Below are 20,387 nucleotides of genomic sequence, written 5' to 3'. Positions count from 1 at the left end.
TGACGTCGACTGGGACGGGATTCAGGGGGCTGCCGTGCAGGTCGCGATCGTGGTCGCGCCAGGGATGACCTCGCCCTGGCAGACTGCGATCGCCTCGGCGCTGGAGGCGCCCGGCCTGTACACGGCGCCCTCGTAGGGGCCGGGGGGCAGGGGCGCGAACCGGGCGCTCTCACGGCACGGGACGGCGTTGGAGTCGAATGGATCGACCGTGGGGGTCGTCGCGAGCGAGGTGAGACCCACGATGTAGCTCAAGAAGCCGTCGGCCCCGCAGGTGAGGCCCGAGACCGCGAGGATCTCGTCCGCGGGGAAGCTGAGCGCGCCCCCGGCGCTGAGGGGCGCGCAGGTGGCGAACACCGTGCGTTGGGCCGCGGCGATGGCCTGGCAGCTCGCGCCGTACACGCCCGAGGGGCCCCTGGCCTCGATGCGGAACGGGTAGACCGCGCCCGGGGTGATGTCGTCCTCGAAGCGCACTGGCGTGGCGGTCGCGCAGGCGATGCCGACCACTCCCGGAAGCCCTGGTGCCTCCGGCAGCACGTCGAAGGTGTCGATGTCGCCTGTCCCATCCGCGTCCGTGCAGCGCAGCTCGCCGCGCGTGGCTGCGACATCCAGCTCGATCGCCGTGATGGCCGTGGTGCCCTGATCCGCGAGGAGCTGGCAGCCGCTCATGGTCAGCGACGCCCCATCCTGGGCAGTCCGCTCGTTGCAGGCGAGGCTCCACCGGGCAGAGGCGTCCTCCAGGGTCGGCCACCGCAGGTTGTCCTCTTCGCGGTCGCCCGTGGCGAGCTTCATCCGCCGGTTGCCGGAGCCGTGACCGCCTCTCGGAACCAGGGCGCTGGCGGGCTGCTCGTAGCCGTCGATTTCCGCGGTGTAGAGATGTCCGGGCACGACGAACCGGAACTGCGCTTGCTGCGAGCAGGGCAGGGGGTTCGACGAGGCGAGGACGAAGGGAAGGCTCGGGTCGGTGTGGTCGATCAGCGTCGCCACGTAGCTCTGCATCGCGCCGGGGACCCCGCTGCACGGTATCGCGCCCAGGAAGGCCTGCGGCGACACCACGATGGCAGTCGCCGTCTCGCCGACGCCGAGCTGTTCACTGGTCGTGTCACATCCTCCGAGCACCACCGGCAGGGCGACCAGCCCAGCGGCTCGGGCCAGGGAGGTCAGAGCTCTCGCGCAGACCATTGCGCTCGGGAAGTAGTCGAAGGGCAGTGCCGATGCCACCGGAAACGCCGGCTCCGACGCCCTAAATCGCGCTGGCAAAGTCAGCGGCCGCGCGGCTCAGGAACCAGCGCCAGAACCGCCCGCGCCACCCGCGCCACCCGCATTGCTGGCGCCGCCCGCGCCACCTGCCCCTCCTGCGCCGCCCGCGCTGGTCGTGGTGGCACCGCCACCCGCGCCACCTCCCGAACCGCCAGCGCCACCTGCGCTGCCTCCCGAGCCGTCGGTGCCGCCCGCGCCGCCTCCGCCACCGGCGCCGCTCCCTGGCGTCGCGACGAAGGTGCAGGCCTGGAGGAGCTGCACGGCCTCGGTGATGGCGATGCAGGGAGGTGTCCCGGGATCCGCGCCTTCTGCGAGCGCCACGTCGGCGCACTCACCGAGTGTCGCTGCGCCTCCTTCGGCACACGCGCGCACGGCCCCCACCGCAGCCACGCATGCCTCGACGGCGCTCTCCTGGGGCTCGCCTCCTTCGGCATTCTGGATGCCGCGGAGACACTGGTCCCGGTAAAACTCCTGGCACGTGGCGACCTGCGCTTCGCTGTAGCCACAGGCCGCGGCTGCCTGACAGCGCGCCTCCTCGATCTGGCGGCACGCATCGACCCCCACCGCATCCGTACCGCACCCCGGCACGAGGCTGGCCGCGAGCGCCGGAAAGGCGCCCAGGACCGCGAGGACAGCGAGATCACGACAGCGCCAGCGCACGGCCGGGAGGTACCACGCACCCCTGAGGCCGTCGAATTTTCAGTGGTTTGTCCGTCCGCGCCTCCTGGCGCTACGGTAGGGCTCGATGAGGGGCGTGCACGCAGGCGCGAGTTCGGGCGGGGTTGCGACGGCCACCTCGAGCGCCGCGCCGGGCGGGATCTCGGGCGCGATGATCCTCGCCGCGGGCTTCGGGACGAGGCTCAGGCCCCTCACGGACGAGCGCCCGAAGCCGCTGGTGTGGATCGGCGACCGGCCGCTCCTCGCCCACCTCGTGGAGCGGCTCGCGCGCGCCGGCGTGCAGCGGGTCGTGATGAACACCTTCCACCGGGCCGAGGACTTCGGGGGGGCAGCGCTCTCGGCCCTGGCGCTGCCGGTGACGGTCCTGCGCGAGGTGGAAATCCTCGGCACGGCGGGCGGGGTCGCCAACGCGGCGGAGGCGCTGGGCGCGGGGAACGTGCTGGTGTGGAACGGCGACATCCTCGTCGATCTGGACGTGGCGACGCTCGGCGCGACCCACGCGGCTGCGGTGCGCGACAAGAAGGTCGGGGCCACGCTCGGTGTGGCGCCGCGGGCGCGGGGGACAGGCACGGTGGGCGTGGGCGCGGGTGGGGAGGTGGTGCGGCTCCGCGGAGAACGGTTCGGCGAGGAGGTGGCCGGAGGCGATTTCGTGGGGGTGCAGGTGATCGCGCCGGAGCTGCGGCGGCGCCTGCCCGCGCAGGGATGCCTGGTGGGCGATGGCTACCTGCCGTGGCTGCGCGAGGGCAGGGCGCTCTCGACGTTCGCGGCACCCGCTGCGTGGGACGACGTGGGGACCCTCGGGACCTACCTGCACGCGAACGCGCGGTGGCTGGGCGGGCGGGGGGAGGACGCCTTCGTGGGCGAGGGCGCCGTGGTTGAGGCAGGCGTGTCGGTGATCGGGAGCGTGGTGGGGGCCGGCGCGCGGGTGCGGGGGAGCGGCGTGCTGCGGGGGTGCGTGGTGTGGCCCGGGGCCGAGGTGGTGGTGGAGGGGGAGCTCTCAGGGGCCGTGGTGACTGCCGGAGGGGTGACGGCCCCTGCCGGGGGGCTCAAGGCAACGGAGGGGGCTCCGGCGTGGTGGAGGGGCGCGTCGGGGTGATCGAGCCGAGTTCGGTCAGGGTGCGGGTCACGATGCGGTCGACGGCAGTGGCGAGGGCGTCGCTGATGGCGCCCACGATGGCCTCGGGCTCGTCTTCCTTGTCTTCAGGGATCGGGTGCTCCACGGTGACCGTTTCCCGGAACCGCACCAGGTTGCCGTCGTGGACGAGGAACATGATCTGCACCCGGCCCGCGTGCCTCGGCTTGCGGACCTCCTCCAGGGCGATCATCTCCACCTCGAGGGTGGCGGCGGCGCCCGCGATGACCTGCTGGATCTTGCGGTTCTCGAAGAGGGCCGCCGAGAGGATCCGGCGCAGGGAGTCCTCGGGGAGTTCGGCCCAGCGCAGCTCATCGTGGAAGCCGAGTTCAGCCGGGGAGTCGCGGAAGACGATGCGCTCCTTGAGGTGCTCGGCGGCGCGCACCGCGCGGAGGCGGAGCTTGTAAGCCGGGTCCGCGTCCGGCTTCGGCGCCGCGAGTTCGGCGGGGGTCTCGGGGGGAGCGAGGCGCTCGGGGGTGTAGTAGCGGAACGTGGTGGGGTCGCTCTTCGTGAGCAAGGCGCACGCGGAGGCGTTCAGCGACAGGGCTGCCGCGAAGAGGGCGCCCAGGGCTCTCGGGATCTGCATCACTCTACACCTTTCGACCGGCCCTTGAGGAGCATGTCGGAGTCGCGCTCCAGGGCGTCCATGAACTGACGCAGCGAGTTCGCCGCGTCCTGCACGGCGCGGAGGGTCTGGTTCAGCTCCTCGACCGGCAGGGTCGCGCTGTCGGCGACGGTGCTGATGTTCTCCGTGGTGCGCTTGACGCTCCCCACGATGTCGTCCTTCTCCACGCGGGCGAGGAGGCGGTCGAGGCGCGCGGTCGCGGCGGAGACGTTGGCGATGGTCCTGCCAGCGCCCTCGCCGAGCTTGCCGGTGTTCATGTCCTTGAGGCTCTGGTTCGCAGCGACGAGCAGGGTGTCGACCTTCTCCAGGGTATTGCCGACGCGCTGGGGGACGTGGGTGTCGTCGACCTCGGCCACGATGCCGTTCACCCGCTCCATGAGGGTGACGAGCTGCGAGGTGAGCTGGGGCAGGGTGTTCATCGTCTTGATGAACGAGTCCTCGATGTTCTTCAGGGCGGAGGGGGCCGCGGGGATGTAGTTGGGCGGCGTCCGGAAGGGCAGCGGCGCCTCGGGGTACTGCTCGATCGGGAAGAAGTCGATCTGCAGGAATTTGACCCCGGTGACGCCCGCCGAGGCGAGCTGGACGCGCCGGGCCACCGAGGGATCAGCAGGCGCGTCGGGGGCTGTGTTCTTGCGCAGGCCGAGCTGCTCCAGGAAGTCACGGCCGAGCTCGTACTCGACCGCCACGTGGCGCTGGTCGGAGGCGACGTCGATGTCCGACACGGTGCCGATGGTGACGCCGCGGAACTTGACGGGGGAGCTGATCTCCAGCCCCTGCACCGACTCGTCGAAGTACGTGATGTAGGTGCTCGTCGACGTCTTCATCGACTTCGCCCCCAGGAACACCAGCGTCGCCATGGCGATGGCCACGCCGAGCAGGACGAAGAGACCGATCTTCCAGTGGTTGGTGGACGCGCTCATACCTGGTCCTCATTCGTGCGGTTGAAGAACCGATACACACGGGGGTCGCGGCTCTCGTCGCGCAGCTTCCTCGGGTCGCCCCGGGCGATGATGCTCTTGCTCTCCTTGTCGAGCATGATGCAGGTCTTCACGACCTTGAAGATGCTCTCCAGCTCGTGGGTCACGATGACCACCGTGAGCCCGAGCGCGCCGCTCAGGGTGAGGATCAGCTCGTCGAGTTCGAAGGAGCTGACCGGATCGAGGCCGGCGGAGGGCTCGTCGAGGAAGATGAGGTCCGGCTCGAGGGCCATGGCGCGGGCGATGGCGGCGCGCTTCTTCATGCCCCCGGAGATCTCCGAGGGCATGTGGTTCTTCACGCCGCCGAGGCCGACCAGGCGGAGTTTGGCGCGTACGATGGCGTCGATGGCTTCCGGCGGCAGGTCGGTCCACTTCTGGAGCTGGAGGGCGACGTTCTCGCCGACGGTCATCGACCCGAACAGGGCGCCGGACTGGAACATCACCCCGAAGGGCGGCTTGCCGATGTCGAGGCGCGGCGCGCCGATGCCGTCGATGTGAATGTGGCCGCCCATCGGGGTCTCCAGGCCGATGAGGTAGCGGAGCATGGTCGATTTGCCGCAGCCGCTGCCGCCGAGGATGGCGAAGACGTCGCCGCGCATCACTTTGAAGGAGGCGTCCTTCTGGAGGATGGTGTCCCCCCAGCCCATGGTCAGTCCTTCGACGGTGATGTGCGGTTCGCTCATAGGCCGAGGGCGAAGAAGACGACGGTGAAGGCCGCGTCGATGAGGATCAGGGAGAAGAGGATCGCGACCACCGACGAGGTGGTGCGGCGGCCGACGCCCTCGGCGCCGCCCGAGGTGGCGAGGCCCTGCTGGCAGGCGACGAGGGCGATGGCGCTGGCGAAGAACACGCTCTTCAGCACGCCGGAGAGCACGTCCCACGCGGTCACCGCCTTCTGGGTCTCGATGAGGTAGCCGACCACGGTGAGGTCCAGGCTGAAGACGCCGACGAGGAGGCCGCCGAAGATGGCGATGCCGTCGGCGATGAGGGTGAGCAAGGGCATCACCATCATCAGGCCGAGGATGCGCGGCAGCACCAGGTAGCGCACGGGGCTGAAGCCCATGGTGCGCAGGGCGTCGATCTCCTCGGAGACCTTCATGGTGCCGATCTCGGCGGCGAAGGCCGCGCCGGAGCGGCCACAGACGATGATCGCCGCCATGAGGGGGCCGAACTCGCGCGCCACGGCGAGGCCCACGAGGTCGGCGACGAAGATGTTGGCGCCGAACTGCTTGAGCTGGACGGCGCCCTGGAAGCCCATGACGAAGCCCACGAGGAAATTGATGAGCAGGACGATGGGCAGCGCGTCGGCGCCGGAGCGCTCCATGATCGGCGCGACACCGCCCCAGTTCATGGAGCTCGGGTTCCGGATCACGCCGAGGACCGAGACCACGAGTTCGCCGACGAAGGCGAGCACCTCCTTCACCTCGCCAAAGAAGCCCACCGTCGCCCGCCCGATCTGTTCGAGCAGCCCCTCCCGCTTGCGCTTGGAGCGCATGTCGGTCTTGTCGGGCAGGGCATAGAGGCCGAGGACGTCGGCCACCGGGCCGGTCGCGCCCCGGAACTCTCCCTCCACGCCCCGCGCGCGCAGCTCGCCGATGGCGTGGACGAGGAGGGCTGTGGCGCCGCCTTCCATGGTGCGCACCCGGGAGAGATCGACGTCGAGCGAGGTCGCGGAGGCTGCCTTGGCGAGCTGCTCCCGCAGCGCGCTCCAGAAGGGCGCCGCGTCGCGGAGCCGGATGTCGCCCGAGAGCACGAGCTCTGCCCGCGCCCCGCGCCCCTCCGCGAGGTCGACGCTGAAACCTGCCCCCTCGTCGCGCGGGCGCTCTGGATCCGTGTCAGTGGCAGCAGGAGCCGTGGGCATAGAAAGTCAACGAGGAGCGCACCGCGAAGCCGTGCGATCTCAGCCAAGCAACGTAAGCAACGTAAGGGGACGGGCCGTGGCGGCGCAACCCGAGGTTGCGTGTTGTGAGGCTCCTGCGTTCAGTTCGTGCTGGAGGTCAGACCTTGACTCATCCGGGGTTGGGGCCATAAAAGCAGCGCGTTCAGGGCTGTCCAGTCAGGGGCATCCCTCCGATGCTGCGGCGCTGTTTTCCGTTCTCGGTCCTCGCGCAGACCATGACGCGAATGTCATCCTCGTCGCAGCGCTTCGGGGTGCGCGGGACCGGCCCTCACGGATGATCGTCGGTCCTCCATGACGCTTCAGGGCTTTTCTGTGCGCCTTGAAGCGGTGCTCTCGTGCTTGGTGCGGGTCGTGGCGCCTCGCAGGTGAGAGCGGCGGCGGGTGACGAGGCTCAGCCAGGCACAACCATTGCTTCGAGGCGCGCATGCGCTTCTGGCTCGTCCCTCTCTTTCTTCCAGCCCTCGCTGCGTGCGCCGAGGGCTCCAGCGGGGCTCTCGACCAGACCCAGGCGAGCCCCCAGTGCTCGCCCAGCGATCTGGTCTGCGCCGTCGGCGGCATCGACGCCCCCATCGCCACAGGCGCGTCCTTGCCGATCGACGTGAACGTCACCTCGCAGGGCAGCGCCGCGCCGCCGCTCACCTACGTCTCCGCCGACAGCAGCGTGCTCACCGTGAGGGGGGTGCACGTCGACGGGATCGCGCCCGGGGTGGCGTCGCTCCTGGTGATGACCGGCGGGATGGTGATCGACTTCTTCCACGTCTGGGTGCGGACGCCGGATGCGGTGCACCTGCACCACCGCAGCGACGAAGGGGTGGAGGTCGGTGACCTGCCGGGTCGGGTGCAGCTCCTCGTGGGAGACGAGCTGCGGCTCTCCGCGGAGCTCTATGCGGGGCCCCAGCGCCTCCTCGGTGAGGCCGAGTCCACGTGGACGTCTGACGCCGAGGTCGCGCAGATTCTTGAGGAGGGCGCGCGCCACCGCCGACGCCTCGTGGGCCGTGCGCCCGGCCTGACCACCGTCGAGGTGGAGGCGCTCGGGCTGTCGACGACCCTGGACGTGGAGGTGCTGCCGTGAGCCGCTCGGGTGCTGTGGTGCTGTCCGCCTCCGGGGTGAGGGTCTCCAGGGCGCGGGTGAGCTGCCCTCTTCTCCTCATCGTGTTGACCGTGACCGCGGCCGGGATGCTCGGCTGTTCGCCGGACCTCCTCCCGGTCACGGTGCCTCCTCCCGGAGCCGTTGCCGAGCTGGACAAGGCCGAGGAGACGATCACGCTCACCCGCGGGATCGCCCTGGGCCTCCAGTGCACGTACCAGGGACCTTGCGTCGACGCGTCGGCCGAGGTCGCGGACACCACGGTGGCTTCGGTGTACCCGGCCTACGTGGACCTGATGGCAACCGAGGGATACACGCCCAGCAGCAGGGCCCGCACGGTGTTCGTGCTCGTCGGCAACCAGGCGGGGAGCACCACGTTGAACGTGACGACCGAGGACGGCGATGTGAGCTACGTGGTGGACATCGTCGTGCCCTGAGCAGGTTCGCCGGTCCCGGGCGCAGCGGAGGCGCTATCCTGGGCGCTTCGATGAGGCGCGTCCGTCCTGCCGATCTCCCGCAAGCATCGCGACACGTAGGCCCTTGCTCCTCGGTGAACGAGCGGCATGGGCGACGCACCTTCCTCCGCGGCGCCGTGGCGGCCGCAGCGGCCGTGCCCTTCTCGACGCTGTTCACGCGACATGCGGTGGCCTCGCCCTTCGGGCCCCTGCGGCCCGATCCGAAGAAGATCTTCGACCTGCCCGAAGGCTTCTCGTACCGCATCCTGGAGCGCTCCATGGACCCCATGGACGACGGCTACCGGGTGCCGGCGCGGCCTGACGGGATGGGGTGCTTCCCGGGGCCGGGCGGGACGGTGGTGCTGATGCGCAACCACGAGAACGTCCCTGGCAAGGAGAAGTACGGTCCCTGGAAGCCCGGCCAGAAGCCGCCACCGGAGGCCTTCGATCCGAGAGGGATGGGCGGCGTCACCCGCGTGGTGCTGCGGGGCGACAGCTTCACGCGGGTGTCGAGCAACCTGGTGCTCGCGGGGACGAACGTGAACTGTGCGGGCGGCGTGAGCCCCTGGGGGTGGCTGTCGTGTGAGGAGAACGTGGAGCCGGGGCACGGCTACGTCTTCGTGTGCCCCACGGACGCGGATCGCGTGCAGCCCCCGCGGCGGGTGCCGGGCTACGGACGCTTCCTCCACGAGGCGGCGGCGGTCGATCCGGACACCCTCATCGCGTACCTGACCGAGGACCGACCGGATGGGTCGTTCTACCGCTTCGTCCCCGACCGCAAGGAAGAGCCCTTCGTGGGGAAGCTCCAGGCATTGCGCGTGGTGGGGCGGGAGCGGCTGGACACCTCGGCGGCGCTTCGGCCCGGGATGGTGGTCGCCGTGGACTGGGTGGACATCCCGGATCCGGATCCGAAGGACGACTCGGTGCGCGCCCAGGCGCAGGCGCGGGGAGCGGCGATCTTCCGGCGGAGCGAGGGGATCACCCGCCACGGCGGCGCGGTGTACGTGTGCGCGACGAAGGGGGGACCGCTGGAAGCGGGGCAGATCTTCCGGTATGTGCCCGCGGCGAAGGGCGGCGGCGGGACGCTGGAGGTGGTGGGGGAATCGACGGATCGGCGCGCGCTCGACATGCCGGACAACATCACCTTCTCGCCCTCGGGTGAGCTGTTCATGGCCGAGGATGGCCCTGGCGAGAAGCGCATCGTGGTGATGAATGCGCGGGGCGAGACGTACCTCTTCGGCCACAACGCGATGAGTCTGAGCGAGCTCGCTGGCGTGTGCTTCTCGCCGGATGGGCGAGCCCTGTTCTTCAACATGCAGGAGGATGGGATGACCCTGGTGGTGACGGGACCTTTCCCAGGGGCCACGGCAGCACCCACGCTGGAGACGACGGCGCCTGGCGCTGCCGGCACGAAGGGCCCGCCCGCTGCCGGTACTCCCGTGTCAGGTGGCGCGGCATTGCCTTCCGGTGAAACACCCTCGGTTCTCCCCGAAGGCGTGCTGGAGGACGCCGTCGCGTCCCATTCCGCAGAGAACCGGAATTTTGCCGGGTGCAGCGGCTGCGCGACCGCAGACAATGCAGAAAGTAGCGGCGTGACGATTGCGGGGGCCGGAGCGCTTGCATTGCTGCTCCGGCGAGTATGCTCACGCGGGTGAGCCGGCAGCGACGCACCGCGATCCAGCAGCTCTCTCTCTTCGAACAGCCACCTGAAGCCCTGGTGGAAGCTGCGACCGCGCCGGACGACAGCCCAGCGCTTGCGCAGTCCCTGGTGCAGGTGCACGCGGAGGCAGCAACCATCGCCGCGCGGTTGCCACCGGGGCTGCGCCTCGGCACCAGCTCGTGGAGCTTCCCGGGGTGGGCGGGCATCGTCTATGCGCGACGGCAGAGCGTGAAGGATCTCGCGTACTCGGGGCTCGCGGAGTACGCGCAGCATCCGCTGCTCACCACGGTGGGCATCGATCGGAGCTTCTACGCGCCGGTGCCGGACGGCGATTACCTCCGCTATGCGCGGCAGCTCCCGCCTGGGTTCCTGTGCGTGACCAAGGCGCCGCACGCGGTGATGGCGCAGGTGTTCATGGCCCCGGGGCTGCCCGAGGACGCCTCGGGGCCGACGGTGACACCCAACCCGGACTTCCTGTCGGTCGCGGCGTTCGAGGCGATGCACGCCCGGCCGCTGCTGACCTCGTTCCAGGAGCACGCGGGGCCGGTGTTGCTGGAGATGCCGCCTGTCGGTCCAGCGCACAGGATGCCGCTGCCCGCGTTCCTCGATCGGCTCGACAGCTTCCTCGCCGCCGCGCCGCGGGGCCTCCGGTACGCCGTGGAGCTGCGGGAGCGGTCGTACCTCACCCCGGCGTATGCGGAAGTCCTGAGGGCGCACGGCGCGGCGCATGCGTACACGTACTGGCGGTCGATGCCGCTGCCCGGGGCGCAGGCGGCGGTGGTCCCGGTGACGCAGGCGCCTTTCGCGCTGGTGCGGCTGTCGCTCAAGCCAGGGCGCGCCTACGAGGCGGACAAGGCGCGGTTCGCGCCGTTCGACAAGATCGTCGAGCCGGACCCGCAGATGCGGGCGCAGGTGGTGGAGATCACGTGCGCCGCGGCTGCGGCTGGCATTCCGGCGTTCGTGCTCGTGAACAACAAGGCAGAGGGGTCGTCGCCACGGACGGTGCAGGAGCTTGCGGCGCTCTGCGCCGTGGCGTGGGAGCGGCGCACGGCTCCGCATGCGCGGTGAGGCCCCTCCGCGCAGCCGGCGGGATGCGCGTGGGGCGAGCGCCCCTGCCGTGTGAATCAGAGGTCGGCGAACAGACCGAGGGGGTAGGCGGCGCGTGCGGCCCAGGCGGCCTCGCTGTGCTGCGCTCCCTGGTCCCACACGAAGAAGAAGCTCTGGTCGTCGACGTACACCCCGCTGCCGAGGAGGAGAGCGCGCATCTGCACGTTCTCGCAGTAGTTGTCCTCCGAGTTCGCCGTGTCGTCATCCACGCCGTCGCCGTCGCTGTCCGTGCAGCCGCTGCCCGGGCCCCCGCCAGCGTCGAGGTACACGACCGACGCGACGGATGCGGTGTGCGCCGCGTAGCGCTCGATCATCGTCTCGTTGTGGATGCCGTCGCCGATGCTCCCCCAGCCCACGGTGCCCGAGAAGCTGCCCACGAAGTCATACGCGCCGGGGTAGCGGTCTCCGATGTGCAGGCTGATCAGGCCGCCCAGCGACGAGCCCATCACCCCGACGGGGCCCGGCTCGCCGTAGCAGGACTGGACCAGGGGCCGCACCGTCTCCTGCAGGAAGTCGGCGTAGGCGTCGCCTTCGGCGACGATGTCCATGTTGAGCACGTGGTCGGGGACATGGGTGTACTCCGCGAGGCGGTTGTCGGTGTTGTCGATGCCGACGATGAGCATGCCCGAGGGCGCCGCCTCTTCGAGGTGCCAGGAGCCGAAGGCGCCGCCCTCGAAGAAGAGGTTCTGGCCGTCGTGTGCATAGAGCACGTGGGTGACGGGTGCCTCGGGGACCCACACCCGCAGCTCGCGGCCGGGCATCGCCGCATCACCCACGCTGCGGTAGCGATCGAGGTGCGGGGCCGTGGGGACGATGAGGCTGATCTCCCCGTTGTTGTCGACGGTGTAAGAGCGCGCCCAGGGATCGGCGAACCAGCGGTCGTCGAGGTTCGTGAACTTGTACCGGTCACCAGGCGTCGAGCCCTCGATGATCGCCCACGAGAAGCCCTGGTCGGCGGTCAGCGGCAGGTTGCCCATCCAGTTGTCGTGATCGCCGGCGGCGTGGGTGAGCGAGGGATCGGTGTTGATGACGAGGTAGCCCTCGGGGACCTGAACAGGGAACCCTGCTTCCCGGGACAGCGTCAGCAGCGTGCCGTCGCGATCGGCGCGGAGGGCCGCGAGGATGCTGTCCAGGGTGAGCGCCACTGTGCCCCCGCCCTGGCAGGCCTGACCGCCCTGACCGCCCTGACCGCCGGCCCCATCACCCCCCTGGCCATTGCCGCCGGCCCCATCGCCTCCCTGACCAGCGCCCCCGCTCCCGGGACCCGTGCTGGACGAGGTGGTGCTGGCAGCGCCGCTACCCCCGCTGCCGCCGGCCTCCTCGCCTCCGCATGCGGCCAGGGCGAGGCCCACGAGCAGTGGGAAAAGCGGGAGGGCGATCCGGCCGAACGACGACAGCGTGCAGGAAAAAGCCATCCCTCCACGAACCACGCCCGCTCCCCCGTGGCAAGCGTAGATCACCCCTCGCCGAGCCGCGCGCGCGCCGCACGGAGGGTGTTTTCCAGCAGTGTCGCGATGGTCATCGGGCCGACGCCGCCGGGCACAGGCGTGATCCAGGAAGCGCGCGCCTTGGCTGCCTCGAAGTCGACGTCCCCGGCGAGCTTGCCGTCCTCCGTGCGGTTCATCCCCACGTCGATCACCACCGCGCCTTCCTTGATCCAGTCGCCCTTGATGAGCCTCGCGCGCCCGACGGCCGCCACGAGGATGTCTGCCTCGCGGCACACGGTGGCGAGGTCCCGGGTGCGGGAGTGCGCGATCGTCACCGTGGCGTGCGCTGCAAGGAGGAGCTGCGCCATCGGCTTGCCGACGATGTTGCTGCGGCCCACCACCACGGCCCGGGCGCCTTCGAGGCGCGCGCCGGCCTCGGCGAGGAGGCGCATCGATCCCTTCGGGGTGCAGGGGACGAGGCCGGGGCGGCCGGTGGCGAGGAGGCCGGCGTTCACCGGATGGAAGCCGTCCACGTCCTTCCCCGGATCGATGGCGTCGAGCACGCGCGCCTCGCGGATCTGGGAGGGCAGGGGGAGCTGCACCAGGATCCCGTCGACCGAGGCGTCGGCGTTCAGCTCGGCGATCCTGCGGAGCAGCTCGTCTTCGCCCGTGTCTGCCGGGAGGCGGTGGAGGCGCCCGCGCATGCCGACCTCGTGGGACGCCTTCTCCTTGTTGCGCGTGTAGATGACGCTCGCCGGATCTTCGCCGACGAGCAGGACATCGAGCCCGGGTGGTCTGCCGTACGCGCTCACGAAGCGGGCCACGCCCTCGCGGACCTCTTCGCGGACCTTCTGCGCGATGGCCTTGCCATCCAGGATCTGGGCAGTCATGACGCGGAGCTTATGCGCGCCGCATGTCGTCGCCAAGAATCAGGGATGAAGGCGGGAAAGCGCCGACGGGTTGCTGTTGACCTGACGCCTGCGGCTCTCTACCTCCATGGGTGTGGACGCGCTCAAGACCGACCTCTACCAGCTCACGATGGCCGCCGGATACTTCCACCGGGGCCTCGGGTCTCGCACGGCCACCTGCGAAATGTTCGTGCGGCGCTTGCCCGAGGAGCGGCGCTACCTGCTCTGCATGGGGATCGAGCGGGTGCTCCAGTACCTGGAGGAGCTTCGCTTCACCGAGGAGCAGATCGCGTACCTGAAGACCGTACCGTCGCTCGCCGACGCGATGACCCCGCCATTCGCCGACTACCTGCGCGCGTTCCGCTTCCGCGGGGACATGTGGGCCATGCCGGAGGGGACGGTGTTCTTCGCGCAGGAGCCCGTCCTGCGGATCTCCGCCCCGCTCATCGAGGCGCAGCTCGTGGAGACCTTCGTCCTCTCGGCGGTGAACCACGCCTCCATGGTCGCCTCCAAGGCGGCGCGGGTGGTCCTCAGCGCGGGCACGGCGCAGGTCGTGGAGTTCGGATCGCGGCGCACCCACTTCGACGCCGCGGTCGACGCGGCGCGCGCGGCGTATGCTGCTGGCTTCGCGGCCACCTCCAACGTCGAGGCGGGTATGCGCTACGGCATCCCGGTGACGGGCACCGCGGCGCACATGTGGACCATGGCGCACCCCAGCGAGGAGGCCGCGTTCGAGGCCTACGTGGCGGTGTTCCCGAACGCCTCCATCCTGCTCATCGACACCTACGACACCCTGGAAGGCGCGCGGCGGGCGGCGGCCATCGCCCGTGACAAGCTCAAGGGCGTGCGCATCGACTCCGGCGATCTCGCCGCGCTCAGCAAGGGCGTGCGCGCCGTCCTCGACGAGGCCGGGTGCCAGCACGCGAAGATCGTGGCCTCGGGTGACGTGAACGAGCACAAGATCGCCGCCCTCAGGCGCGCCGGGGCGCCCATCGACATCTACGGGGTGGGCACCGATCTCGTCGTCTCGCGCGACGCCCCCGCCCTCGGTGGTGTCTACAAGCTCGTCGAGGTCGGCGAGGGAGAAGCGCGTTCGCCCATCGCCAAGTTCTCCGAGGGCAAGGCGACGCTCCCCGGCGCGCACCAGGTGTTCCGGTGGCGTGGGCCGGCAGGGGAGACGGTGCGGGACGTCATCGCGCTCGCGGGGGAGGATGCGCCCGCCGGGGCCGAGCCGCTCCTCACCGCGGTGATGCGCGGGGGCAAGCGCCTCGCCTCGCCAGAAACGCTCTCCGCGGTCAGGGCCCGCGCGAAGCGGGAACTCGCCGCGCTCCCGGCGCCATTGCGGGAGGTGGGCGACGAGGACTGGGCACCGCTCACCGCCGAGGTCTCACCCGGGCTCGAGCAGCTCATCGAAGAGGTCAGGGCGCGCGTGGCTCCGACGAGCCACGTGGCGCGGGAGGACTGAGCGAACATGACCATCAGCAAGGTATTCATCGACGTCGACGTGCAGCGGGACTTCTGTGAAGAGGAGGGCTCGCTCTGCTTGAAGGACTCACCGAACGACCTGTTTCGCCGCCTCACGGCCCACGCGGTTGCGCAGCGCATCCCCATCGTCGGCTCCGTGGACTCCCACGCCTGGGACGCCTGGGAGTTCACCACGAACGAGGTGCCTGCCCCCGCGGGCGCGGTGAAGCCGCACTTCCCGGATCACTGCGTGAAGGGGACGCCGGGCTGGCTCAAGGTGGAGGGGACCTTGCCGCCCCGGTTCCGCTTCCTACCCAACGTGCCCGAGGCGTCCACGCAGCAGGCGCTCGACGAGCTGATCCGCGGACAGATCCAGGCCGTCTACTTCGAGAAGGAGGTCTACAGCCTCTTCGTGAACCCCCTGGCCGAGGGCTTCGTGCGCGGGCTGGTGGAGGCCGCGGGCACCGCGCCGGAGTTCTTCGTTTACGGCGTCGCGACCGACTACTGCGTGCGCGCGGCGGCGCTCGGCCTCGTCGAGCGTGGCTACCGGACCGCGCTGATCGAAGACGCCGTGGCAGGCATCACCCCGGATGGAGTGAAGGCCGCCCTCGACGAGCTGCGTCGGGCCGGCGTGCGCATCGCGCAGTCGTCGGAGCTGCTCGGCGCGCCCTCCGTCTGACCGTCAGGTCCCTTCGCGCAGCTCGTTGCAGATGTCGAGGAGGGGCCGGGGCTTGGCGAAGTGCCAGCCCTGCGCGTAGTGGATGCCCATGTCGCGCAGCATGTTGGAGATCAGCTCGTTCTCCACCTGCTCGGCCACGGTCTTGATGCCCAGCGTCGCCCCGATGCGCTGCACGGACTCCACGATGGCCCGGTGGAGCGAGTTGTCGGCGAGATCCCGGATGAACATCCCGTCGATCTTGACGTAGTCGACCGGCAGGCTCTCCAGGTAGCCGTACGACGCGTGCCCGCTGCCGAAGTCGTCGATCGCGAAGCGGCAGCCCATCGCCCCGATCTCCTGCATGAACCACAGCACCTCGCCCAGGTTGGCGAGCGCCGCGGTCTCGGTGATCTCGAAGCAGATCTTGCTCGGCGGCACCTGCGCCCGGTGGAGCTGCTCCACCAGGAAGTCGAGCAGGCCCTCGCGCAGGAGCGACACCCCCGACAGGTTGATCGAGCAGGTGTCCAGCCGCCTCAGCGCGGCGGGGGGCATCGCCCCGATCATCCGCAGCGCTTGCCGCACCACGTACCTGTCGATGACGTGCATCAGGCCGCTCTGCTCCGCGGCGTGGATGATCCCCACCGGAGATACCGCGCGGCCCTCGTCGTCCACCTGCCGGACCAGCACCTCGAAGTGCGCCCCGGGTTTGCGCACGCTCCGCCCCTCCACGCTGTGGGGAGAGTCGTCGGTCATCGACAGCCGGTAGATCCCCTGCGCGTAGAGGCGCAGCCGCCCCTCGGACAGGTGCCGCTGCAGGCTCGCCACCCACTGCATCGACCGGCGGCTCGACGCCATCTTGTCGTCGTCGAGGTAGACCTGGAGGCGACCGCGCCCGTTCTCCTTGGCCACCCGGCACGCGTAGTCGGCCGCGCCCAGCACGTCCGCGGCGCGCTCGAACTGCGGACCGATCATCACGAGACCGATGCTCGCCCCGATGGAGAACGTCTTCTCGGCCCAGCCGAAGCGGAACTCCAGCAGCGCGAGCTGCAGCTCCTTCGCGATCCGCTCCGCGTCGCGCTCGCCGCGCCCGGCGAGGAGGAGCGCGAACTCGTCGCCCCCGATCCTCCCGGCCGCGTCGTTCGGGCCGACCACCTCGTTCACCCGGGTCGCCACCCACTGCAGCAGATCGTCGCCCGCCTCGTGGCCGCACGTCGCGTTCACCAGCCGGAAGCTGTCGAGATCGATGTAGCAGAGCGCGTAGCTCGCCCCCGTGCTCCGCACCTCCCGCAGCGCCACGTCGATGCGCTCGATGATGCTCGGCCTGTCGAGCAAGTGCGTCAGCGGGTCCGAGCGCTCGGTCCGCCCATTCTCCTCCGCGGCGGTGATCTCCCGGAAGAGGAGCACCCGCGTCGGGCTCGGTGCGCTGTCGCCGCCTCCGCGCGTCGGCATCACCCCGAGGGTGTGACGGATGCGGATCAGCTCCCCATCGCGCCGCGCGATGAGCGCGGTCTGCGGCTCCGGGCCCACGTCTGGACCCACGCCCGCCAGGGAGAACAGCTCGGGCAGCAGAGAGGACCCGCTGAGTTCCTCCCGCTCACCTGTCGCCTCGTCCTCGCTGCTGCGGTCGGGGGTCACGACGCGCACCACCTCGTCGATCGGCGCGCCGCGCCCCTCGGCCATCGTGCACGCGGTGAGCCGCTCTGCAGCGGTATTCATCCGGATGACGCGACCGTCACCGTCGACTTCGATCACTGCCACATCGATCTGCGACAGCCACGACGCGAGCCCCTCCGCGGTCGGCCGCTGGTGTGATTCCGGCCGCGTTGGCAGGATGCTCGGCCGGGCTTCCGCGACCGTCTCGAGCTTTGCCGTCACGGGTCCATCGTAGGCGTATTTGATCGCATCACCATACTTAAGTGCTCGGAAGGTGCGTTGTCGGTGGGGTAGGCTCGATACGCATGAGCGCCCACGCCGAGAGCCAATCTTATCCCAAACCCTCGCTCACGGCGGACGTGGTCGTGATCGCGCCTGAAGTAGGGGTAGGTGGGTCGGGCCAGGGGCTCCAGGTCCTCCTCATCCGGCGGGGAAAGGACCCCTACCAGGGGAGCTGGGCCTTGCCGGGCGGCTTCTGCGACCCGGGCGAGTCCGTGGAGCAAGCTGCCGCCCGCGAGCTTGAAGAGGAGACTGGCCTTCGGGGCGTCCGTCTCGAGCAGGTTTACACCTTCTCTGAGCCGGGCCGGGATCCCCGAGGCTGGGTCGTCTCGGTCGCCCATCTCGCCCTCATCCCGCCCCGCCGCCTCAACGAGGCCCGGGCAGGGGATGACGCCCACGAGGCCCGCTGGTGGCCGATCCGCCCCCTCGCGGACCTCGGCTACCGGCTGGAGTCGGAGACCGAACTCGCCGGCCGCCTCGCCTTTGACCACGACGAGGTGCTCCGGAAGGCCCTCGCCCGGCTCGCCCGCGACGTGGACCTCTTCGCGTCGGATCTGCTTGACGAGCGCTTCACCGAAGCGGATCTCGCCCGCATGCGCGACCTCATCGAGGCGCTCGGCGGGGGCGCGCCCTGAGGTGGGCTTCGTCCTCTTCGGCCTCACCGGAGGGCTCGCCTCGGGCAAGAGCACCGTCGCCGCGCGCCTCCGGACCCACGGCGTCCCTGTCATCGACGCCGACGCGCTGGCCCGCGAGGTCGTGCTGCCGGGCACCGACGGCCTCGCCGAGATCGTCGCCGTGTTCGGCCCGGAGGTGCAGCTCCCCGACGGGACCCTCGACAGGCCGCGGCTCGCGGCGATCGTCTTCAAGGACGACGACAAGCGCCGCCGCCTGAACTCCATCCTCCACCCGCGCATCGGCGCCCTCAGCATGGCGCGCGTCGCGGAGCACCGGACGCGCGGCGAGGAGGTCGTGTGCTACGAGGCGCCGCTCCTCGTCGAGAACGGCCTCGCCGACATGTTCCGCCCTCTCGTGGTGGTGGCCGTCCCGGAGGACGTGCAGGTCGCGCGCGCCATGCTGCGGGACGATGCCACCGAGGACCAGGCCCGCGCCCGCATCGCCGCGCAGCTCCCTCTCGCCGACAAGGTGCGCGCCGCGGACTTCGTGATCGACAACGGCCGCTCGCGCGAGGACACCGAGCGGCAGACCGACGAGGTGCTGGCGAAGATCCGGGAGCGGGCGCGCACTTAGTCCTGCGTACCCAAGCTCAGGGGCCGACAGGCCCCTACGCTCCCGGTGGTCGCTACCCTGCGCTCGCCCTTGCCCCGATCAGAAGATGATCGGGTTGCAGTTGGTGAAGGCGAGCGACGACTGCACCTTGAAGTTCGACTCGGTCGTGTGCCGCTCGGCGTGGAAGAAGTCGAGCGGGTACTCCACCCCCTCCACGAGCCCCAGCTCCTCCGCCTTCTGGGGCGTGAGCGTCAGCGTGTCGCTCTGCGCGCTGTGCAGCCCGCCCAGATCGATCGCGAGCCGGTTGTTCACGAACACCCACAGATCATCGTCACCCGTGAAGCTGAACACCTCGCCTCCCTGATACTTGAAGGTCATGTGCAGCTCGAACGTGAAGTGGAAGTTGTGCTCGCGCCCCTCGTTGCCGAACCCCTGGCCATCGATGGGGAAGAACGCGCTGTTGTCGTACGTGAACAGCCCGTTCTGATCGACCGTGCCCTGGATGGCGAACTCGACGCGCTGGTTCACGCCGTTCGTGTCGCGGTACCACTGGTCGTACGCCTCGGGCCCTGTGGTGTGCGCCGTGGCGCCGTCGTGCGCGTACACCGGCTTGTGATCGCTGCCGAGCTCCGCCTCCACGATGCCCTGCAGCCCCTGGCCGCCGAAGGTCTCGAAGTCGGGGTGACCCTCGCCGCCGTTGTAGGCGCGGAAATCGCGCACGATGCCGGTCAGGGTCGGGTTGCAGTCCCCGCTTCCGTTGCCGCCGGCGCCGTTGCCCCCGCTGCCCGGCCCGCTCGGGAAGAGCTGCCCGCCCTCGCCGCTCCCGTTGCCGGAGCCACCGGTCCCGGACGGGTTCCCGGCGCCGCTGCCTCCGGTCCCGGACGAGTCACCACCACAACCGACGACGGCGCCGAACATGGCCAGCGCGGCCGCCACCCCGAGGATCCCTGTACGAACAGGCAGCATAGTCAATCTCCTTTCAAGGCCGTCTCCCAGCTCTGATGACGCGCTCTGGTGACGCGACGCCGCCGCGGCCGGGGAGTGATGCGCGCAGTCTAGCCTCTCAGCGCCGCCGTGGCAGGCACCGAAAGCACGCGCGGATGGGCAGCGCCTCCATGGGCGCCGCGTGCCGCTCCACCACCCGAAAATGCCGTTCCAGCAGGTCCTCGAAGGTGCGCGGCGTCCAGGCATGCAGACGTGGATCCTCGCTCCCGCCCCACATCCGACGGCCGAGGATCCACCCCAGCGGCGTGAACCTCACCACGCGCCACAGGCGCAGCATCAGCGGATCATTCGGCACCGTGAACACCGCCGCGCCTCCTGGCGCGAGCAGCCTGGCCACCGCCGCGAGCGTCGCCTCCGGGTCCGCCACGTGCTCCAGCACCTCGGTGCAGATGATGCGATCGAACCGCTCCCCCGCGAGCGCCTCGACCTCTCCCGTCACGAAGCGCGCATCGAAGCCCGTGAGCTTCTGCCGCGCCACCTCCCTGCGCGCGTTGGAGACGTTGAGGGAGACGTCGAGCGCCGTCAGCCGCGCGTCGGGGAACATCCGCAGCACCTCGCCCTCGCCCGAGCCCACCTCGAGCACCGACAGCCCCGCCGTGGGCCGGGTCATCTCCCGGATGATCGACAGCCGCCGCCGCTCGGTGACCCGCACCAGGAAGGGCGCCCCCTCGTAACCATCTTCCTCCCGAGGCTCCGCGGCGAGCCTGTCGTTCCGCGCCTCGGCCTCCAGGTCGATCATCGGGTGCTCGCCATCCTGCCAGCTTGCCACGACCACCGGGGCGAGGAACGTCGCCGCCTGGAGCGGGAGGCGCGCCGCCCATCCCGAGCCCGGGGCGTGGCGCCTCCCCGTACAGTACCGCCCCAAATTTGGCTGTGTCGCACCTTGTG

The 20,387-nt window shown here is 70.3% G+C and carries 20 protein-coding genes; 9 read left to right on the top strand and 11 right to left on the bottom strand.

Annotation, left to right across the window (positions count from 1 at the left end; all coding sequences use genetic code 11):
- Positions 1-21: 21 nt before the first annotated feature.
- Together CAP_RS04920 and CAP_RS49890 are read right to left on the bottom strand one after the other, a co-directional pair.
- Positions 22-1,218 carry a hypothetical protein gene (locus tag CAP_RS04920; RefSeq protein ID WP_156040499.1) on the bottom strand — a complete coding sequence of 399 codons (1,197 nt, stop codon included), beginning with the start codon at positions 1,216-1,218 and terminating at the stop codon, positions 22-24.
- A gap of 57 nt (positions 1,219-1,275) precedes the next feature.
- Positions 1,276-1,917, bottom strand: coding sequence for a hypothetical protein (locus CAP_RS49890; RefSeq protein ID WP_156040498.1), 642 nt, complete (start codon positions 1,915-1,917; stop codon positions 1,276-1,278).
- 85 nt (positions 1,918-2,002) lie between these two features.
- Between CAP_RS49890 and CAP_RS04910 the strand changes: the two genes are divergently transcribed.
- Positions 2,003-3,031: a nucleotidyltransferase family protein gene (locus tag CAP_RS04910; RefSeq protein ID WP_231511089.1), complete on the top strand. Its 1,029-nt coding sequence runs from the start codon at positions 2,003-2,005 to the stop codon at positions 3,029-3,031.
- On the opposite strand, the gene CAP_RS04905 is transcribed toward CAP_RS04910, so the two are convergent.
- The 4 genes from CAP_RS04905 to CAP_RS04890 are packed head-to-tail and all read right to left on the bottom strand — an operon-like array spanning position 2,982 to position 6,530.
- On the bottom strand, positions 2,982-3,653 hold the full coding sequence (locus CAP_RS04905) for an ABC-type transport auxiliary lipoprotein family protein (protein WP_044236624.1): 672 nt from the start codon (positions 3,651-3,653) through the stop codon (positions 2,982-2,984). The genes CAP_RS04910 and CAP_RS04905 overlap by 50 nt on opposite strands.
- A complete protein-coding gene (locus tag CAP_RS04900; RefSeq protein ID WP_044236622.1) occupies positions 3,653-4,612 on the bottom strand; it encodes an MlaD family protein in 960 nt (319 codons plus the stop codon). The genes CAP_RS04905 and CAP_RS04900 overlap by 1 nt, the downstream gene beginning before the upstream one ends.
- Complete coding sequence (locus CAP_RS04895; protein ID WP_044236620.1) at positions 4,609-5,352, bottom strand: ABC transporter ATP-binding protein; 744 nt, start codon at positions 5,350-5,352, stop codon at positions 4,609-4,611. Before CAP_RS04895 ends, CAP_RS04900 begins: the two co-directional genes overlap by 4 nt.
- A complete protein-coding gene (locus CAP_RS04890) occupies positions 5,349-6,530 on the bottom strand; it encodes an ABC transporter permease (RefSeq protein ID WP_052374187.1) in 1,182 nt (393 codons plus the stop codon). Before CAP_RS04890 ends, CAP_RS04895 begins: the two co-directional genes overlap by 4 nt.
- Before the next feature lie 463 nt (positions 6,531-6,993).
- Here CAP_RS04890 and CAP_RS04885 point away from each other — a divergent pair, with 463 nt between their 5' ends.
- From CAP_RS04885 to CAP_RS04870, 4 genes are all read left to right on the top strand, one after another.
- Entirely contained in the window at positions 6,994-7,641 is a 648-nt protein-coding gene (locus tag CAP_RS04885; RefSeq protein WP_044236618.1) for a hypothetical protein, read from the top strand.
- Positions 7,638-8,093: a hypothetical protein gene (locus tag CAP_RS04880; protein ID WP_156040497.1), complete on the top strand. Its 456-nt coding sequence runs from the start codon at positions 7,638-7,640 to the stop codon at positions 8,091-8,093. Before CAP_RS04885 ends, CAP_RS04880 begins: the two co-directional genes overlap by 4 nt.
- A 113-nt stretch (positions 8,094-8,206) precedes the next feature.
- Positions 8,207-9,766, top strand: coding sequence for an alkaline phosphatase PhoX (locus tag CAP_RS04875; RefSeq protein ID WP_052374185.1), 1,560 nt, complete (start codon positions 8,207-8,209; stop codon positions 9,764-9,766).
- Complete coding sequence (locus tag CAP_RS04870) at positions 9,763-10,839, top strand: DUF72 domain-containing protein (protein WP_044236862.1); 1,077 nt, start codon at positions 9,763-9,765, stop codon at positions 10,837-10,839. The genes CAP_RS04875 and CAP_RS04870 overlap by 4 nt, the downstream gene beginning before the upstream one ends.
- Positions 10,840-10,895: 56 nt before the next feature.
- On the opposite strand, the gene CAP_RS43755 is transcribed toward CAP_RS04870, so the two are convergent.
- The gene (locus tag CAP_RS43755) at positions 10,896-12,293 is read right to left on the bottom strand and encodes an alpha/beta hydrolase (protein WP_052374182.1); all 1,398 of its coding nucleotides are present in this window, start codon (positions 12,291-12,293) and stop codon (positions 10,896-10,898) included.
- Positions 12,294-12,334: 41 nt separating this feature from the next.
- Positions 12,335-13,195 (bottom strand): bifunctional methylenetetrahydrofolate dehydrogenase/methenyltetrahydrofolate cyclohydrolase FolD, encoded by an 861-nt coding sequence (folD, locus tag CAP_RS04860; RefSeq protein WP_044236613.1) that lies wholly within the window; start codon positions 13,193-13,195, stop codon positions 12,335-12,337.
- 106 nt (positions 13,196-13,301) lie between these two features.
- On the opposite strand from folD, the gene CAP_RS04855 reads away from it, so the two are divergent.
- On the top strand, positions 13,302-14,678 hold the full coding sequence (locus tag CAP_RS04855) for a nicotinate phosphoribosyltransferase (RefSeq protein ID WP_044236608.1): 1,377 nt from the start codon (positions 13,302-13,304) through the stop codon (positions 14,676-14,678).
- A gap of 6 nt (positions 14,679-14,684) precedes the next feature.
- Complete coding sequence (locus CAP_RS04850; protein ID WP_044236605.1) at positions 14,685-15,356, top strand: cysteine hydrolase family protein; 672 nt, start codon at positions 14,685-14,687, stop codon at positions 15,354-15,356.
- Between the two features lie 3 nt (positions 15,357-15,359).
- On the opposite strand, the gene CAP_RS04845 is transcribed toward CAP_RS04850, so the two are convergent.
- A complete protein-coding gene (locus CAP_RS04845; protein WP_044236600.1) occupies positions 15,360-17,210 on the bottom strand; it encodes a putative bifunctional diguanylate cyclase/phosphodiesterase in 1,851 nt (616 codons plus the stop codon).
- Between the two features lie 83 nt (positions 17,211-17,293).
- Between CAP_RS04845 and CAP_RS04840 the strand changes: the two genes are divergently transcribed.
- Positions 17,294-17,902 (top strand): NUDIX domain-containing protein, encoded by a 609-nt coding sequence (locus CAP_RS04840; RefSeq protein ID WP_044236597.1) that lies wholly within the window; start codon positions 17,294-17,296, stop codon positions 17,900-17,902.
- 1 nt (position 17,903) lies between these two features.
- On the top strand, positions 17,904-18,515 hold the full coding sequence (gene coaE, locus CAP_RS04835; RefSeq protein WP_044236594.1) for a dephospho-CoA kinase: 612 nt from the start codon (positions 17,904-17,906) through the stop codon (positions 18,513-18,515).
- A gap of 78 nt (positions 18,516-18,593) precedes the next feature.
- Here the strand turns inward: coaE and CAP_RS04830 are convergent, their stop codons facing one another.
- A complete protein-coding gene (locus CAP_RS04830) occupies positions 18,594-19,460 on the bottom strand; it encodes a fibro-slime domain-containing protein (RefSeq protein ID WP_044236593.1) in 867 nt (288 codons plus the stop codon).
- 97 nt (positions 19,461-19,557) lie between these two features.
- The gene (locus CAP_RS04825; RefSeq protein ID WP_231511087.1) at positions 19,558-20,268 is read right to left on the bottom strand and encodes a class I SAM-dependent methyltransferase; all 711 of its coding nucleotides are present in this window, start codon (positions 20,266-20,268) and stop codon (positions 19,558-19,560) included.
- Positions 20,269-20,387: the final 119 nt, after the last annotated feature.

Origin of the sequence: Chondromyces apiculatus DSM 436 (assembly GCF_000601485.1) — a bacterium.
GTDB lineage: Bacteria > Myxococcota_A > Polyangia > Polyangiales > Polyangiaceae > Chondromyces > Chondromyces apiculatus.
This window is presented reverse-complemented; position numbering and strand designations above follow the sequence as displayed.

What these genes read in the sequence shown, in the direction of transcription:
- CAP_RS04900 (WP_044236622.1), bottom strand. Translation starts at nt 4,612, where the DNA reads ATGAGCGCGTCCACCAACCACTGGAAGATCGGTCTCTTCGTCCTGCTC.
- CAP_RS04905 (WP_044236624.1), bottom strand. Translation starts at nt 3,653, where the DNA reads ATGCAGATCCCGAGAGCCCTGGGCGCCCTCTTCGCGGCAGCCCTGTCG.
- CAP_RS04885 (WP_044236618.1), top strand. Translation starts at nt 6,994, where the DNA reads ATGCGCTTCTGGCTCGTCCCTCTCTTTCTTCCAGCCCTCGCTGCGTGC.
- CAP_RS04830 (WP_044236593.1), bottom strand. Translation starts at nt 19,460, where the DNA reads ATGCTGCCTGTTCGTACAGGGATCCTCGGGGTGGCGGCCGCGCTGGCC.
- CAP_RS04850 (WP_044236605.1), top strand. Translation starts at nt 14,685, where the DNA reads ATGACCATCAGCAAGGTATTCATCGACGTCGACGTGCAGCGGGACTTC.
- CAP_RS43755 (WP_052374182.1), bottom strand. Translation starts at nt 12,293, where the DNA reads ATGGCTTTTTCCTGCACGCTGTCGTCGTTCGGCCGGATCGCCCTCCCG.
- CAP_RS04910 (WP_231511089.1), top strand. Translation starts at nt 2,003, where the DNA reads ATGAGGGGCGTGCACGCAGGCGCGAGTTCGGGCGGGGTTGCGACGGCC.
- CAP_RS04855 (WP_044236608.1), top strand. Translation starts at nt 13,302, where the DNA reads ATGGGTGTGGACGCGCTCAAGACCGACCTCTACCAGCTCACGATGGCC.
- folD (WP_044236613.1), bottom strand. Translation starts at nt 13,195, where the DNA reads ATGACTGCCCAGATCCTGGATGGCAAGGCCATCGCGCAGAAGGTCCGC.
- CAP_RS04840 (WP_044236597.1), top strand. Translation starts at nt 17,294, where the DNA reads ATGAGCGCCCACGCCGAGAGCCAATCTTATCCCAAACCCTCGCTCACG.
- CAP_RS04895 (WP_044236620.1), bottom strand. Translation starts at nt 5,352, where the DNA reads ATGAGCGAACCGCACATCACCGTCGAAGGACTGACCATGGGCTGGGGG.
- CAP_RS04890 (WP_052374187.1), bottom strand. Translation starts at nt 6,530, where the DNA reads ATGCCCACGGCTCCTGCTGCCACTGACACGGATCCAGAGCGCCCGCGC.